Raw genomic sequence first — 17498 nt, forward strand, 5'->3', positions numbered from 1 at the left:
AGTACCCGCCTGAGTCGTCCGAGAGCGGAAGCGGACGCTCAATCAGGTTGGCACACGGATCTTTTAATTGCGCCGGCGAGCAAAATGCCGGCGCATGTCCGGCTGGGAACGCTCGAGCGGGGTGACGATCACCGCCAGCCATCCCACCGTCAGCGTCACGACGGCTAGATCGGCGAGCACCAACCAGGAGATCCCGATTCGCGTGGGGCCGGTCCGCACCCACCAAAATGCGCCGATTCCGGTCACGGCACCCAGGCCGCAGCAGTAAGCCGCGGCGCAACACCAGCGGTAGCGTCGCAGCCAGAGCGCGAGCGCCGACAAGACGGAAGCGGCTACGAGTAGCGCCACAGGGACCGTAGCCACACCGTCCGCGGCGCCCGACGACTTCACATGCGCGCCATGCCACCAAACCAGCGCCGCAATCGTGGACACAGCGGTCACCGAGACGCCGGCGGCCCGCCAGACCCGGCTAACCCAAACCTGATCGAGCACCCGACTTTCGATCGACCGGAACGTGTGTTCATGGCTGATGAAATACCGCTGGTCGGTCACCCAGCTCCTCTCGCCGCGGCCGTGCGGGGTCGACGCCCTTGTACGTTGGTCGGGTCAACCCCCACCTCAGTTCCATTGGCGCTAGGTCCGCCGATTGCGCGACAGCTCACGCAACATGGCGTTGTAGGCGTCGAGATCGTCGTCGGCATAGCCGGAATCGGCATGCCGATCCGAACGGGACGCGACCCGGCGATCTTCACGCGCCCACTGTGCGACCAGCGCAACAACCACCAACACCACCGGCAATTCACTGGTTCCCCAGGCGATCGCCCCACCGAGATGCTGGTCGCCCTGAAGGCTGGGCAGCCAGGGCAGGCCGACGTAGCGATAGAACTGTCCGCCGATGACCGACGTCATCGTCATGGTCGCGATACCGAAGAACGCGTGGAAAGGCATGACCGCGAACAGCAGCCCAAGCCGGCCCAGGAAGGGCAGTTTTCGCGGGCCCGGGTCGATGCCGATGATGCCCCAGAAGAACAGGTAGCCGACCAGCAGGAAGTGCATGCTCATCAGCTCGTGGCCCCAGTGGTAACGCACCAGCGTGTTGAACAGTGGAGTGAAGTAGACGACGTACACCGAGCCCACGAAGAGGACGAAGGCCGTGACCGGGTGTGCGAGAAAAGCAGTTGCTTTTGAGTGAACAAGCCACAACAGCCACTCCCTTGGGCCCGGTGGCTGATCGTGCCCGGCCGGTATCAACGCACGCAGCGCCAAGGTCACCGGTCCACCCAACACCAGTAACACCGGGATGAACATGTTCATCGTCATGTGATCGGCCATGTGAACGCTGAACATGGCCGACCCATAGGCTTTGACGCCGGAACTGCTGACAAACAACAGCGTCAGGCACCCCGCCACCCACGCCACCAGGCGACCGACGGGCCAACCGTCGCCACGCCGGCGCAAGCGCAGATAGCCGAGTACGTAACCCAGCGCCAACACCAGGGCGCCGACGGCGATGAACCCGTCGAACCTCCATACGGTCAGCATCGTCAGCACGCTCGGTGGATTCGGTAACGCGTAGCCCAGGAAGACGTCCCAGGTGGTGAACCGATGACTCAGTAGCCGCGGCGCAGTCTGCGTTGCCATCGACGCGATCAACGCAACGACCGCGATCATCGCCAACGCAGCCAACACATCGCGGGTCCCAGACTCCGGCATCGCGCGCCGCCGTGCCGACGCCAGCGAAGCGACGTCGACGAGCCACACAACACCGAGCATCAGCGCAGCGGCCGCGCCCGCACGGCCGAATCCGGTACCAGTCAGATCCCCCGGCCCGGTCAATATCCAGAGCAATGAGGCGCCGTAGCCGAGAGCGACTGCTCCACAGACGATTTCAAACGCGAGTACTCGGCGCGCCAGACTAGCGGCTGGTGGGGCTATCACCGCGGCCGCCTTGGCGCCCGTCAGCGCTGCGACCGCCACCGCGACCACGATCGCGGCACTTGTCGCGTAGTCATGATCGGGCCCCTGCCCGGCATTGCCGCTGACCGGCAAGGCAACTACCCCGATCAGCGCGGGCGGCAGCAGTACGACGTGGTTCACCCACCGCACGGACAGACGCACGCAGACTGCCACGACAACAGCACCCAGAGCGACGGCAACCCAGGCGCGCGAGGTCTCGGAAACCTCGATGGCATCGACCATGGCCCCGCTGCCGACTAGTTCGGTTACCGACACACCCGCGGAACTGGCAGCCTGAATCGCCACCATCACAATCGCGGAGGCCGCCCACACCACCGACAAGTACTCGGTCACCAGATGTACGCGGAATGCGCCCTCGTCGATCACGCCGTCAGCGTCGGGACATGCAACGACGATGACGTACAGCAGACCTCCGAAGCAGATGCAACCGGCCAACGTCGCGATGAAGTAGCCGACCGGCTCGGCCACCGCGGTCACGGCGCCCGGATACTGCTCGCCACTGGCGCTGTACACGCGCGTGGCTGAAACAAGCGCATAGCCGACCAGGCCGAGCAATGCCGCTACAGATCCGGCGAGCAACGCCAGAAGCGGCACATTTCGGTCTGCCGGCAGCGACAGACGCATCCGATCCGACTGCACCGTCGCCGCGACCTTTCCAAAGACTATGCACTGTCTACCACTCTACGACCCGACGTCGTAGGTGACCGACAACTGGAACTTTTTGCCAATCAGTGCCGACCATTGCACACAAACCCCTGTCCCGGCCGAAAGCAGCCCAATTTCGTGAGAAGCTGATTCGCGGAGCCCTTCGATCCCGAAGGCGCCGACCGGGACGACGACGTCATCGAGCAGGTGTCGCAATGATCCAGGACATCTTCCTGCGCTGGATCGCCACCGTGCTGTTCGTTCTGAGCGCCGTCGTGTGCGTCCATGCGATCGCGACCGGCCGCCGCTCCTGGACCCAGGTTGCCGGCGTCGCGCTGCAGCTGATCATGTCGATCGCAATGCTAGTTATGGTTTGGCCTTGGGGCGCAACACTTCCCACCGCTGGTCCCCTGGTGTTCTTTCTTCTTGCCGGCTTCTGGTTCCTGGCCGTTGGGTTTTCCGACGCCGACCACCGCGTTATCAACGGCTACCACGCATTGAAGATGTTTGCGATGTCATGGATGTACGCCGTGATGAATGGCGGTTGGCTGGCCGGTCAGGCCGGCACTGCCCAAGGCGCACACCACATGACGTCGCCGCACACGAACATGCCCGACATGGACATGCCGGGCATGGACATGTCGGGCATGGATATGTCATCGCCGAGCAATGGTTACCCCGGGTGGATCGAGGCGGTCAACTGGTTCTGGACAATAGTTTTCGCGATCGCCACCGTGTGGTGGCTATATCGATCCCGCGGCCCCCACAAACATGAGTTGCCCAAACATGAGTTGTCCCAGCCACGGAATGACATCCTCGATGCGTTCCGCCAGGCGATGATGGCCGTGGGTATGGCGATCACATACGGAACAATGTTGTAGCGGCCGACTACGCCGCCGAGTCATCAGTGGGCCACAAATGGCCCCGCCGTCGGCCACGAGATGCATTCTGGGGCAGCACAATATCGGGTTCGGGCGCGATCGCATCCATCTTCGATTGGGCTGCTGAGGTGCTGCGCCACACCAAGATAGCGAGGGCTGCACCGATCACCGCCGCCAATTGAGTCACCATCCGCACCGCCGCAGCCGACACCTCATCGACAGCGACCAATACCGCTGAGACGGCCACGAACACCGTCAGCGCACCCGCGACGCCGACAGCTCCACGCGGCCACACGGCCGCCCCCACCATGGCCACACCGAGCGCGCCCGACCACACCATCGATTCGTTCAGTCCCGCTGCGTGAGCCTGGGTCAGGCCGACCCTTATCGCCAACACGAGCTGCACCACGCCGACACCGAGAAGGGCCCACTGTTGCCAGCCCATGCGCGGACGCCACCGTAGCAGCGCATGTTCGAGCTCGATGGGAATTGCGGGAGTGACAACCGGTCGAGTCTCGACCAGACGACGCAACCCGTCCGCTTGAGTCTTCGTCTGATCAAGCCAAGCGCGGCACGCGACGCACACCTCGAGGTGCTCATCGACACGCGCCGACGGCACGGGCTCCCGCTCGCCGTCGAGGCGGGCCGACAGCGCTTCGCGGGCCACATCGCAATTCACTTCTCTATAGTCCTACAACCGTGAGCAAAAAGAGCGCCCGCACACCGAGTAACTGGATCGACTTCCGCCCGCATCGAGCCCTCGTCGGAAGGCGCGAACCTGCTCGGCGACGCTGAACGCTTGTGAATCAACCGAATTCGACGATCGTGACAGTCGGCCTGAGACGGACGAACCAGGACGAGCCGTACACAAGCGGAACGGCCCAACTCAGCAACCTGCCGCGCCCCGGTGGATACCGCAACTCGCGCACCGCACGGATCCCGGGGACCGCGCGCAGCCCGTTGTACTCGTTGGCAGTGAACCAGAAGGGCATCGGGGGCGCGGTGTATTCCTTACTGAGCTTGAAACCGACCCGCCTCGAATACACGCTCAAGAACCACGGGACGCTGTCGAATACCAGCCGCCCGTTCGGAAACCGCTTGGCGCAAGCCACGATCAAGTCGAACACCACATCGCGCTCGAGGTACTGGAGCAGCCCTTCTGCGGTTATCAGCACTCCTTGCGAGTCGTCGACTCGCTCCATCCAGGAGTAGTTGAGCGCAGACTGCGCGCAATAGTGCAGCCGATTCGATGTCGGCAGCAGCTGCTCGCGCAGGTGCACGATTGGCTCGAGGTCGACTGAAAGCCAGGTCAACTCGCCATTGTCGAGGCGCCAGAAGCTGGTCTGCAAACCCTCTGCGAGGGAGACGACGGTCGCACGTGGTTGCGTCTTTAAATAATCGCGAGAAGCGTTGTCGAACAACAAGGCTCGCAGTGCGGTTAGCTGGTGCGTACGGCCGAAGTGATCGTAGTCATAGTCGATGCTGTCACGCAGTGTGATGGCCATGGGGTCTTTGAGAAGGCCACCGGCCCGCGCCGCCTCGGTCGCCCGGTGATGCAGGGTGAGAAGGGCCGTTTCGGAGATCCCGCTGAGATGGCGGGCATCGACAACTGGCATGGACCCGACTGTACTGCGACCGGCCGTCCCGGGCACGACTTCCATCGTTTGCCACAGCAATCAGCTCTGTTTGCTAGCGCGACATAAAGATTCTTTTGGCGGTGGGGGAACTTTTCGCTTGCGGCAGCCGACTATATCGCAACCCAAGCAGACTCACCTTTGGCTTGCATCGCCAGGAGCGAAGCGGTTGGGCCTGTGAACAACGCGCTCGATGCTCGCACTTAGGAGGTGGCACTTGACGGCCCCAATATGGATGGCCGTGCCTCCCGAAGTGCACTCAACTCTGTTGAGCACTGGGCCAGGTCCGGGATCGATGCTGGCTGCCGCCACCCAGTGGCAGGAGCTCAGCAAACAGTATGGTCAGACCGCGGTCGAGCTTGCCCAGCTGCTGACCGAGGCATATGCCAGCGCCTGGCAGGGGAACACCGCGGCAGATTACGTGCATGCACACGCCCCCTACCTGGCTTGGCTCGAGCAGGCCTCAATCGACAGTGCGATCACCGCCGCACAGCACGAGGCGGCGGCCGCCGCTTTCGCCAGCGCCCTGGCCGCGATGCCCACGCTCGCGGAACTGGCCGCCAATCACGCGACTCATGGCGCGCTGATCGCCACGAATTTCTTCGGGATCAACACAATCCCCATCGCACTCAATGAAGCCGACTACGCCCGTATGTGGATTCAAGCCGCCGACACGATGGCCGCCTATCAGGCCATCACCGAAGCGGTGAGTTCAGCGATACCGACTCCGCAACCAGCGCCGTCCATCCTGGCGTTCGGCGCCCAGGCCCAAAGCGGACAATCCACCGCCGGAAACATATGGGATGCAATTGGTCAGTTCATTCGGGATATTCTGAATTTCTTTGCCGATCCGCTGAAATATTTCCGCCAGTTTTTCGAGCGCCTCGGATTTCACCCCGGCACCGCGATCATTTTGGCATTCATCGCACTGCTGCTTTTTGACATTCTTTGGTATCCGTACTACGCCTCCTATGCTCTCCTACTTCTCCCCTTTTTCGCTCCCGCGTTGAGCGCATTGAGTGCATTGATCTTCCTGTTCTTGGACGACGATCTGTTCGACGAGCCGTTTCCCGAGCCGGCACCGTCGAGCCCCGCCCATCACGACGCCGCATCGAGCGTGATTACCGCAGTCGCGGCGACCCCGCCGACCGTGCCCACCGGCAGCGCCCAAACCGGCAGCCCGGCTTCGACAATTAGCGCGCCCACCTCAGCTCCGGCCAACGCCGCACCGACACCAGCCCTCGACTGGGCGGTACCCGGCCTGGCCCCACCCGGGGTCAGCTTCGGTCCAAGAGCCGACTCCAAGATGACCGATGCCGTGGCCGCCAGCGTCGCTGCCGCCGCACTGGCCAAGAGAGGCGCCCCCGCTCAGGCCCCACACCGGAGGCGAAGCAAGGCCAAAGGCGGGCTGCGCGGATTCCGCGACGAATTTCTTCAGGCGACCGACACCCTTGGCCCCGCGACGAATGGGTCCGCGCCACCGGAACCCATCGCACATACGGCAAGCGGCTCGGGCGCCGACCGCTTCGGCTCTTCCGGCGTCGTGCCCACCGCCGACACCGAGGTTCCGGCCGGAATGGTCCAACTGTCAACCGACAGCAGCACGGCAGTCGTTCCACTACTCCCCTCGACCTGGACAAACGAGGTCGACAAAACATCAGGACACCATTAGGCGAACATTCCACATCCAATTTTTTGTACTGCTTCTGTAGCTGAACTCACAGAAGCCGAAGTGCCGGGGGGCTCACAAAGGAGGTATTAAGCGCCGGGGGGATCTCGCCACGGAGATATCAGTGGATCGCCTCGGCTAAGGATGTCCGACGATATTTTGTGCGCCTTATCCCGGCACCGGCAGTAAATGAACAGTCTGTGAGTTGGCCCAAACAGCTATAGAAGCAGGAGATCCTATGACGCTTAACGTGAAGGGCGAGGGCCTCGGTGCGCAGATCACCGGGCTTGATCCCAGTGACCTGGACAATGTCTCGACCGACGAGATTCGCGATCTCGTTTACGAGCATAAACTCGTCGTTCTGAAAGACGTCCATCCGTCACCGGTGCAATTCATCCAGCTGGGCAAAATCCTCGGCACAATCGTGCCCTATTACGAGCCCATGTATCACCACAAGCAGCATCCGGAGATCTTTGTTTCTTCCACTGTGGAGGGTCAGGGAGTTCCACGGACCGGCGCTTTCTGGCATATCGATTACGGTTTTATGCCGGAACCCATCGCGTTCTCTATGGTGGTACCTCTCGCCGTGCCCGGGGCCGACCGCGGGACGTACTTCATCGATCTCAACAAGGTGTGGGAATCGCTTCCCGCCGCCAAGCAGGATCCCGTCCGCGGAACAGTCAGCACCCACGACCCTCGGCGCTATATCAAGATCCGCCCGAGCGACGTTCACAAGCCCATCGGAGACATTTGGGACGAGATCACCCGGACCACGCCGCCACGACAGTGGCCCACCATCATCAGGCATCCCAAGACCGGCCAGGAGATTCTCTACATCTGTGCTTTGGCCACCAACAAGATCGAGGACAAGGACGGGAATGTGCTTGATCCGGCAATTCTGCAGGAACTCATGAACGCGACGGGGCAGCTTGATCCCGAGTACAAATCGCCATTCATACATACCCAACACTACGAAGTCGGCGACATCGTCCTGTGGGACAACCGGGTTCTCATTCACCGGGCTAAGCACGGCACAGCCGACGGCACCCTGACGACCCACCGGCTCACCATGCTTGACGGCCTCAAGACACCGGGGTACGCGGTATGAGCACCGAATTGAGCCCGGCCGCGCCGGCCCCGACCGCGCCGGACGAAGCGGACCTGCTGGCCACGGTTCCCGTGTCAGAGGAACTCCTCAGTGAGGTCCTGGAACCCTATTCCCACAAAGGGTGCCGCTACCTGCTGGACGCGCAGTACGGCGCCGGCCCCAACCACGTGATGGCATATGGGAATTTCAGCATTGCCGAGTCCGCCTATATTCGAAGCACGGGACACTTCAATGCAGCCGAAATGATGATCTGCTTTAACCAGCTCGCCTATTGCGCCTTCGCGCCGGCCGTCATCAACAAGCAGATCCCCGCCGTTCCGGGTTATTCGATCGAGGATTTCTTCGACAACCAGCTGCCGGCCATGTTGATCAAGAGCGCATCGTCGCGATTCAGAAAACCGATCAACGCCCAGAAGTTCTCCGCACGCCTGATGTGCCAAAACTTCCGGGTTGTCGAACGGGCCTGGCGCTATCTCTTGATCCCGTGCGCCATCGAGTTCTGGGACGAGGACGGCGGAGCTGCGTCCGGCGAGGTCGAACTCGCGGCCCTCAATATCCCCTGACCCGCTGGAGGTAGGCACTTATGGACACGTCTCACTTGCCCGCCACCGTGCTGCAGCGTGTTTTCGAGCAGGCACTCCAACGGCCCGAAGCGATCGCGATCCGCCGGTGCGACGGGACGAGCGCAATGCGATACGCAGAACTCCTGGCAGAAGTGGACAGATACGCCGCGACTCTTCGCACGCAGTCTGTAGAACGCGGGTCCCGCGTGCTCGTCATTTCGGATAACGGACCCGAAACCTACCTCTCGGTGCTAGCGTGCGCAAAGCTCGGAGCTATCGCGGTCATGGCGGACGGCAACCTTCCACCAGCAACCATCGAGCGTTTCAGTCAAATCGCTGACCCACGCGCGGTCCTCATCGCGCCAGGAAGCAGGGTCCGATCTTCGGATCTGCCGGAAACGCTCGCCCCGATAGCGACGATCACCGTCGACATTGCGTCCAACGCCGACAGCGCAGCACAAACCGTCGACCCGGATTGGCTCGCCGGAACGCCAATATTGGGCGCCGATGATCCGCTCGCGATGGTGTTCACCAGCGGCACCACGGGCGAACCCAAAGCCGTTTTGCTCGCCAACCGAACCTTCTTTGCTATACCGGATATCCTAGAAAAAGAGGGTCTGAACTGGATCACGTGGGTCACCGGCGAGACCACCTACTCACCGCTGCCGGCAACCCATGTCGGTGGGCTGTGGTGGATCCTCACCTGTCTCGCGCACGGCATGCTGTGCATCACCGGTGGGGAGAACACGACGTCCCTATTGGAGATTCTGAACGCGAATACGGTCACAACGACCTGCCTGGTGCCGTTTCTGATTTCGAAACTCGTTTCCGAATTGAAGACCGGGAACACACCGGTCCTGTCGCTGCGGGAACTCGGATACGGCGGCTCCCGTGCGATCGCGGCCGATCTGCGCTTCATCGAAGCGGCCGGCATCCACACCGTGCAGGTCTACGGCCTGAGCGAAACGGGTTGTACCGCCCTGTGCCTGCCGACCGATGACGACTCGATCTCGAAGATCGAGGAGGGCGCAGTGGGGCGCCCGTACCCGGGCGTCGACGTTTATCTGGCCGGTCCGGATGGTCGCGGACCGACCTCCCCCGACGCACCGCCCTCGGCCTCGTTCGGCACGCTGTGGATCAAGTCACCCGCAAACATGTTGGGGTACTGGAACAATCCCGAACGCACCCGGGAAGTATTCGTCGACGGATGGGTGAACACCGGCGACCTGCTGGAGCGTCACGAGGACGGGTTCTTCTATATCAAAGGAAGGTCGTCGGAGATGATCATCTCCGGCGGCGTCAACATCGTGCCCGACGAGGTCGATCGGATCGCCGAAGGCATTGTAGGGGTCCGCGAGGCCGCGTGTTACGAGATTCCCGACGACGAGTTCGGCGCACTGGTCGGCCTGGCGGTGGTCCCCACCGCAGACCTGGACCAGTCAGAGGCCCGCAAGCTCAAACAGTCGATCGCGTCCCGCTATCGGGATCAGTCCGAATCGATGGCGCGGCCATCGAACATCGTGATCGTCGCCGACATTCCCCGCACTCAATCCGGCAAGGTGATGCGAACATCGCTGGCCGCCACGATCAGTAGCGACCAGACCGGAGTGGTGGTACGTGGCTGAGACGACGAGAGCACGAGTCTTCGCCGCGCTCTGCGAGGTGTTATATATCGATGAAGCGGATCTCATTGACGGCGACGCGACCGACCTGCGGGAACTTGGTCTGGATTCGGTTCGTTTCGTCCTTTTGCTGAAACGCCTTGGCGTGGAACGAGAGTCCGAGCTGCCATCCCGGCTGGCCGAGAAGCTGTCGCTTGTTGGCTGGGTCGAGGAGCTCGAGAGATTCGAGCTGGAAAAATCGGCGTGACCGTGCCCGACGACGCCCCCGTGGATCGAGTTCCCCTCAGCAGGTCTCAGCAGAACCTCTACAACGGGGTGATCCACGACAACGATCCGGGCCTGTACCTGATTCGCAAGCGCTATCGTTTCCATCCGTTGGAGCTGCCGAAATTCCTGACTGCCCTTGAGACAACGATCCTCGAAAACCCGGTGCAGCTGTGTGTTCTCGAGGCGCCACCGCCGGGGGTGGACTACCCAGATCTCGTGGCAAGGCTGCAACCCAGTGACATCGTGCACGTCGGGCCGGACAATCAGGGCCAGTCAGACCACTGTGTCGACGAACTCATGCGCCTTTGGTCTTCCGGCATCTTCACCAAACCGCTTGTCGCGTATGCCGTGCGGACCGACAGAGCTGGCTGCGTGTCCAGACTCGACGTATGCACCCATCACATCCTGATTGACGGTGGCGGAACGGGCATTATCGAGGCCGATCTGGCTCGAAACCTCACCATTGGTGGTTCTGCTGAAACTCCGTGTGTGGCGCGGGGGCTGGCCAAGATCAAAGACGCGAATCTTTGCGAGACAACCCGGGTCGAGGAATCGTTGCAGCGCCTCTCCGAAGTCGTGCAGCGCGAGCTCACCGACGAGGCGCGGCACGGCGGGCACGGTCTTGTCTCGGACAACACGATCGGGAGCGCCGCCAAGGGGGTGCTCTGTGAGTCCGTGCAGTTATCCGGCGTGGCCTACGATGCGATTCTCGCGCTGTCAGACACGAAGCAGATCCCGCTCAACGTGCTGGTGGCCGCGGCCGCGGTTGCAGTGGACGCGAGCCTTCGACAATGCACCGAAAGTCTACTGGTTCACGCGGTGGACAACCGCTTTGGCGACCCTGATCTGAATGTCGCGACATGTCTGGTTAATTCGGTTGCGCACTCGACCCGTTTTCCGCCATTCGCCTCGGTGGAGGATGTCGTCCGAACGCTCGACCGCGGATACGTCAAAGCGGTCAGACGCCGGTGGTTCCGCGAGGAGCACTACCGCCGAATGTACTTGGCGATCAACCACACCGCCCACGTCGACGCGTTGACGCTCAATTTCATCCGCGAGTCATGCGCGCGCACCCTGCGCCCCTTCTTGGCAGAGGCACCGATTGCCACCGATATCGGCCCGGTCGAAGGCATGACGGTGGCGTCGGTTCTGGACGAAGACGAGCGCACTCTGAACCTGGCGATCTGGAACAGGGCAGACTTGTCGCCGCAGCGGACGCATCCCGGCGTCGCGAAGCGCATTGCGGCGGCGCTGGAATCGATGCCGACGCTGTGGGATCAGCCGATCGCCATCGCCGTCGACGAGTGGTTCGGCATCGGCGCCGACGGCGCGCGCCGCTCGGGCAGCGGAGCAATCGAGGCGCGGAAAGCGGCTCGCGCGTGGTTTCTACCGTCCGCGGGCGGCGTCCAGCGATTCCTCGACGGGCGTCGTTACGTTTATCCGTGGGTTGCCTGGTTGGTCCGGCATGGCAGCGCACCTGGTGACGTCCTGGTGTTCGCCGACGACGATACCGACAAGACCATCGACCTGCTGGTCGCCTGTCACCTTGCCGGATGCGGCTACAGCTCCTGCGATCTTGCCGAAGATGTGCCCTTGCGCGCGAGCGCAATTGCCGAGCACGGAGGTGGAATTTCGGCGCATGTGGTCGACGTCGGCGCCGTCCGACTGGCACCGGTCGACGACGAACTACGCACGATCGTCGACGCGCGCATGGAACAAGTTGCCCGGGATGAAGGTCTGTCCACCAAGACCGCGTACATCATGCCGACCTCAGGGTCGACGGGGCAGCCCAAGCTCGTGCACATCTCCCACGGGTCGCTCGCGCTTTTCTGCGATGCGGCCACACGAACCTACGGATGGGGACCGGACGACACCATCCTGCAATGCGCGCCACTGACTTCGGACATCAGTGTCGAGGAGATCTTCGGCGCAGCAACTGCCGGAGCGGAGCTCATCCGATCCCCGGCCATGCGGGCCGGCGACTTTGCCGCCCTTACAAGCGACCTCCTCACCACCGAAGCAACACTGATCGACCTGCCCACTGCGATCTGGCATCTCCTGTGCGAGGACGACGACGCGCTCGACGCGATGCGCCGTTCGCGCCTGCGCCAGATCGTCATCGGCGGGGAGGCCATTCGGTCCGCCGCGGTCGACAAGTGGGTCGATTCCGATGACCTACAACGGATATCGGTTATGTCGACCTATGGCCCGACGGAGAGCACGGTCGTCGTCGCCTACCTGCCGCTCGTCGGCGACGGGACGGCGGCTGCGCCCGCCGATCGTCTGAGGCTGGGCCGACCGATCGCCCCGGGCACGGTGTTCATTGCTTTCGGTGAACTGGTCATCGTCGGAGATCTGGTATCGGCGGGGTATCTGGGTATCGACGGCCCCGGATTCGGCGCCGTGACCACCAGCGACGGTTCGCGCCAACGCGCGTTCGCCACTGCCGACCGGGTCACCATCGACGACGACGGCTTCCCCGTCTTCGCGGGCCGTAGAGACGCCGTCGTCAAGATCTCCGGCAAGCGGATCGACACCGCCGTGGTGACGAAACGAGTCCTCGAGGATCCCGCGGTGGCCGATGTCGCCGTCGAACTGCACAGCGGTCGGCTCGGGGTGTGGTTCGAATCGCACCGGGCCCGCGAGGCCAAGGAGGATGCGGCAACGGCGACACGTATCAGGCTCATCCTCGTAAGCCTCGGGGTGGCATCGTTTTTCGTCCTCGCGGTGCCGAGCATCCCGCGCAAAATCAACGGGAAAGTCGACAGCGACAGTCTGCGAGCGATGCCGCAGGTGGTGGCCGCGCTGCCCGGCGACGCCGAGACCGGTCAGCGAGCAGCCGACTTGGCCGAGCTCTGGAGCGTGCATCTCGGGCGGGTGGTAGCACCTTCCACATCGCTGCTGAGCGAAGGTATCGGCTCGTTGGATCTCATTCGAATTCTGCCCGACACTCGCAGCTATCTGAATCGCCAGATTTCGGTTCTGGATCTCATCAGCGCCGACAACGCAGTCAACCTGGTCACCGACTTCGGCGACACGGTACCGACAACTGATTCGTGGATGGACGCCACTACCGCTGCCGAGATCGAACGCGATCTCGCCGAGCTGTGCGGGCAACGGCAGCCGGCGCCGGCGAGCGACGCACCGTGCCCGAACCAACACGACGAACGGGCAATCGTGGTGCTGGGCGCGTCCGGAATTCTCGGCACCGGATTCGCCCGCGCGGTCCTCGATCGACGGCTGTCGGGAGTGGCACTTCCGGAAGTGGTTCTGGCGACGAGATCCCCCCTCCCCGATCATGATCCATGGACGACACTGCGAAACGTCGATAGGGTGCGGATCGACCTGCTCCCTGCTGAGTTTGACACAGCAACACTAGAGGCCCTGATACGCGGGACTGACGCCGGAACCGTCATCAACTGCGTCGGCAACACCAACGTGCTGGTGCCCTACCGCGAACTTCGGCCGGCGAATGTGGAAATTGTCTGCGCCCTGGCCGAAGTGTGCGCGCGTCACGGGACTCGACTGGTGCATCTGTCCACCTTCGTGGTCAACGGGCAGGCCGCCGGGCCCGAAGTTGCCGACCCCCGTCAGGCGCCCTACCCGTATGCGGCGTCGAAATCAGTTGCGGAGCTGGCACTGGCCGCGTCGTCGCGAGAACTCAATTTCACGATCGTCCGCTTGCCGCGCGTGCTTGGTGACGGCCATCAATTGCAGGACTCCGCCGACGTCTTGATTTCGGTCGTTGACGGCTGTACAGCGTTACGGGCTTATCCTTCAGTGGCATTGACCGAAGAGGTCACCACCGCCCAAGCCGTAGGAAGTGCCCTCTTGGGCATGCTCACCGAGCGAGGTGGGTCAGCAAGCTTGGGACGCGGCATCACCGTGACGCGCGGCGAAGCTATATCCTACGCAGACTTTCTCGGTGAGTACGGTTTCGACGAACTCGACCCTATCGAGTGGAAACATCGCCTGGATCAAAGCGCTTGGGCAAAGAGAAACTTACGAAGGTGGTCGGTGGTAGATGGGTGGTTCACCTTGGGGATGAGATTGGGTGCGCGTTCCTACGCGGAGTACCTCGCCGATCGGGCGACCATTGCCCTGGGTGTGGATTCGGTCACCGAGCTCGACGCACTCCCCCTTTCGGTACACGCGCTTCTAAGCGCACCTGTGGTCCAAGGCGACAACGACAGTGGCGGGGGCCGACTTCGGTGGACCACCACGCCGAAGCCGGGTTCCGCATGAGTGCAACGCTTTGCGAGTCGACCGACTCCATCCACGCCGAACGGTCCGTGATCGCCAGGACGATTCACGCCCTTGCGGTGCCGATCATCCTGTTCTGGCTGGCAGTCGTCGTCATCCTCACAGTGTTCGTTCCCCCACTGGAGGTCGTCGGACAAGAGCGATCGGTGGCGCTAAGCCCCACGGACGCACCGTCGTTGGTGGCGCTCAAACGCATCGGTCACGTTTTCAACGAGGGAGATACCGACAGTGTGGCGCTGATCTTGCTCGAGGGCGACAAGCCCCTCCGCGACGATGCCCACAAATACTACGACGTCCTGGTTCGCAAACTGCGCGCGGACAAACAACACGTGGTCGGTGTCCAAGACCTGTGGGGAGATCCGTTGTTGGCGGCGGGCTCGCAGAGCAACGACGGCAAGGCCGCATACCTTCAAGTCAACCTCGCCGGGAACCAAGGCGAGCAGCTCGCCAACGATTCCGTTGACGCTGTCCGCGGTACCGTGGATAGCACGCCAGCGCCACCCGGGATCAAGGCCTACGTCACCGGGCCGTCCGCGCTGGCCTCGGATCTGCATCACAGCAGCGACAAATCCATCGCGAAGATCACCCTCGTCTCCGTCGCGGCGATCTTCGCCATGTTGCTCCTGGTCTATCGATCACTTCCCACCGTGATTCTGCTGTTGCTCACGGTTGGCGTTGAATTGTCCACAGCACGAGGAGTTGTCGCGCTCATCGCACACGGCGGATTGGTCGGGCTTTCGGCCTTTGCGGTCAGCTTGCTCACATCGCTGGCGATCGCCGCCGGAACCGACTACGGAATTTTTCTGTTCGGACGCTACCAAGAGGCCCGTCAGGCCGGCGAGGACCGGGAAGCGGCCTTCCATACCATGTACCGAGGGACGGCCCACGTCATCTTGGGCTCAGGAATCACGATCGCCGCCGCGACCTTATGCCTGAGCTTCGCCCGGATGCCGTACTTCCAAACGCTGGGTATTCCCTGCGCGGTGGGGATGCTGGTTGCGGTTCTCGTCGCGCTGACACTCGGACCGGCGGTCCTGGCCGTCGGCAGCCGGTTCGGTCTCTGCGACCCGAAGCGGCGGCTCGAGGTGCGTGGCTGGCGGCGAGTCGGCACGGTGGTCGTGCGCTGGCCGCTACCCGTTCTGGCCGTTACATTCGCGGTCGCCCTCGTCGGCCTCATCAGCCTGCCGGGCTACCGGCCCAGCTACGACGACCGGGCCTACCTACCCAGCTTCATCCCGGCCAATCAAGGCTTAGCGATCGCGGATCGCCACTTTCCCCAAGCGCGGATGAAGCCAGAGATACTCATGCTCGAGACCGATCACGATATGCGTAATCCAACGGACTTTCTGATCTTGGACAAGTTGGCCAGAGGCATCTTTCACGTTCAGGGGATCTCACGCGTGCAGGCCATCACCAGGCCGGACGGGGCGACGATGGACCACACCTCGATACCGTTCCAGCTCAGCATGCAGAACGCGGGGATGGCGCAGGACATGAAGTTTCAGCGTGATCGGATGGACGACATGCTGAAGCAAGCCGACGAGATGACCAAGACGGTCGCCACGATGCAGCGGATGTACGACTTGATGGAGAGGTTTGCGGCCACCACGCATCGGGTGGTCGGCGATACCGAAGAGATGCAACAGATCACGAACGACCTACGCGATCGCATCGCCGACTTCGACGATTTCTGGCGACCCGTCCGGTCGTACTTCTATTGGGAGAAGCACTGTTACGACATTCCGATGTGCTGGTCGGTGCACTCGATGTTCGACGCGGTTGACGGCGTCGACCAGATCGACGACAAACTGAACACCCTGCTGGCTGACGTCAGGGACTTCGATCGGCTCATGCCGGAGATGATTGCCCAACTGCCACCCATGATCGAGACCATGGCGAATATGCGGACCATGATGCTGACGCTGCACAGCACGATGTCCGGCATCTTCAACCAGATGGACGACATGACCAGACATGCCTCGGCGATGGGTCGTGCGTTTGACGGTTCCAAGAACGACGACTCGTTCTACCTTCCGCCGGAAGTATTTGAAAACAAGGACTTTCAGCGGGCGATGAGTAACTTCCTGTCATCGGACGGCCACGCGGCACGCTTCATAATTTTGCACCGGGGTGACCCCGCGTCGGATGAAGGCATTGCGAGTATCGACGCAATACGCACCGCAGCTGAAGAGTCGCTCAAGGGAACTCCGTTGGAGAGCAGCAAGATCTACGTCGCCGGCATTGGCGCCGTCTTCAAAGACATCTCCGAAGGCGCCAAATGGGATCTCGTGATCGCGGGCATTTCTTCGCTGTGCCTGATTTTCATCATCATGCTGATCTTCACCCGTGCGCTGGTGCCGGCCGGCGTGATCGTCGGGACGGTCGCGATGTCGCTCGGCGCCTCATTCGGGTTGTCGGTGCTGGTTTGGCAGTACATCATCGGCACCCCGCTGCACTGGCTGGTGCTCGCCATGTCCGTCATCGTCCTGCTCGCAGTGGGATCGGACTATAACCTGCTACTGGTCTCTCGGTTCAGACAGGAGATACCCGCCGGTCTCAACACCGGCATCATCCGATCCATGGGCGGCACCGGAAAAGTCGTGACGAACGCCGGCTTGGTGTTCGCATTCACGATGGCGTCCATGATCGTCAGCGACGTGAAAATGATTGGTCAGCTCGGCACCACCATCGGCCTGGGCCTGATGTTCGACACCTTGATCGTGCGCGCATTCATGACGCCGTCCATCGCCGCGTTACTGGGTCGCTGGTTCTGGTGGCCGTTGAGAGTACTCACGCGCCCTGATCGGGCTTCGGCTGCGCCAGCCCAAACGCAGCCGCAAGATCGCTCTCTCGTACCCGCCAATTGAGG

General features: G+C 62.4%; 12 protein-coding genes. 8 read left to right on the forward strand and 4 right to left on the reverse strand.

The window, feature by feature from the left end:
- Positions 1 to 63: 63 nt before the first annotated feature.
- Together MJO58_RS18020 and MJO58_RS18025 are read right to left on the reverse strand one after the other, a co-directional pair.
- Entirely contained in the window at positions 64 to 552 is a 489-nt protein-coding gene (locus MJO58_RS18020) for a hypothetical protein (RefSeq protein ID WP_239720315.1), read from the reverse strand.
- Between the two features lie 81 nt (positions 553 to 633).
- Complete coding sequence (locus MJO58_RS18025) at positions 634 to 2616, reverse strand: cytochrome c oxidase assembly protein (protein WP_434086244.1); 1983 nt, start codon at positions 2614 to 2616, stop codon at positions 634 to 636.
- 221 nt (positions 2617 to 2837) lie between these two features.
- On the opposite strand from MJO58_RS18025, the gene MJO58_RS18030 reads away from it, so the two are divergent.
- A complete protein-coding gene (locus MJO58_RS18030) occupies positions 2838 to 3503 on the forward strand; it encodes a DUF5134 domain-containing protein (protein ID WP_239720319.1) in 666 nt (221 codons plus the stop codon).
- A 7-nt stretch (positions 3504 to 3510) separates the two neighbouring features.
- On the opposite strand, the gene MJO58_RS18035 is transcribed toward MJO58_RS18030, so the two are convergent.
- On the reverse strand, positions 3511 to 4182 hold the full coding sequence (locus tag MJO58_RS18035) for a zf-HC2 domain-containing protein (protein WP_239720321.1): 672 nt from the start codon (positions 4180 to 4182) through the stop codon (positions 3511 to 3513).
- Between the two features lie 127 nt (positions 4183 to 4309).
- Positions 4310 to 5119 (reverse strand): class I SAM-dependent methyltransferase, encoded by an 810-nt coding sequence (locus MJO58_RS18040; protein ID WP_239720324.1) that lies wholly within the window; start codon positions 5117 to 5119, stop codon positions 4310 to 4312.
- A gap of 253 nt (positions 5120 to 5372) precedes the next feature.
- Here MJO58_RS18040 and MJO58_RS18045 point away from each other — a divergent pair, with 253 nt between their 5' ends.
- The 7 genes from MJO58_RS18045 (at position 5373) to MJO58_RS18075 (ending at position 17496) form a co-directional block, all read left to right on the forward strand.
- Positions 5373 to 6809 carry a PPE family protein gene (locus MJO58_RS18045; protein WP_239723330.1) on the forward strand — a complete coding sequence of 479 codons (1437 nt, stop codon included), beginning with the start codon at positions 5373 to 5375 and terminating at the stop codon, positions 6807 to 6809.
- A gap of 235 nt (positions 6810 to 7044) precedes the next feature.
- Positions 7045 to 7914 (forward strand): (3R)-3-[(carboxymethyl)amino]fatty acid oxygenase/decarboxylase, encoded by an 870-nt coding sequence (scoE, locus tag MJO58_RS18050; protein WP_239720327.1) that lies wholly within the window; start codon positions 7045 to 7047, stop codon positions 7912 to 7914.
- Positions 7911 to 8477 carry an FcoT family thioesterase gene (locus tag MJO58_RS18055; protein WP_239720329.1) on the forward strand — a complete coding sequence of 189 codons (567 nt, stop codon included), beginning with the start codon at positions 7911 to 7913 and terminating at the stop codon, positions 8475 to 8477. The genes scoE and MJO58_RS18055 overlap by 4 nt, the downstream gene beginning before the upstream one ends.
- A 20-nt stretch (positions 8478 to 8497) precedes the next feature.
- Complete coding sequence (gene fadD10, locus MJO58_RS18060; protein ID WP_239720330.1) at positions 8498 to 10102, forward strand: fatty acid--CoA ligase FadD10; 1605 nt, start codon at positions 8498 to 8500, stop codon at positions 10100 to 10102.
- Positions 10095 to 10346 carry an acyl carrier protein MmaB gene (mmaB, locus tag MJO58_RS18065; RefSeq protein WP_239720331.1) on the forward strand — a complete coding sequence of 84 codons (252 nt, stop codon included), beginning with the start codon at positions 10095 to 10097 and terminating at the stop codon, positions 10344 to 10346. The genes fadD10 and mmaB overlap by 8 nt, the downstream gene beginning before the upstream one ends.
- Entirely contained in the window at positions 10343 to 14611 is a 4269-nt protein-coding gene (locus tag MJO58_RS18070) for an AMP-binding protein (protein WP_239720333.1), read from the forward strand. Before mmaB ends, MJO58_RS18070 begins: the two co-directional genes overlap by 4 nt.
- Complete coding sequence (locus MJO58_RS18075; protein WP_239720335.1) at positions 14608 to 17496, forward strand: MMPL/RND family transporter; 2889 nt, start codon at positions 14608 to 14610, stop codon at positions 17494 to 17496. Before MJO58_RS18070 ends, MJO58_RS18075 begins: the two co-directional genes overlap by 4 nt.
- The last annotated feature ends 2 nt before the right edge of the window (positions 17497 to 17498 follow it).

The organism is Mycobacterium lentiflavum, assembly GCF_022374895.2.
Lineage (GTDB): Bacteria > Actinomycetota > Actinomycetes > Mycobacteriales > Mycobacteriaceae > Mycobacterium > Mycobacterium lentiflavum.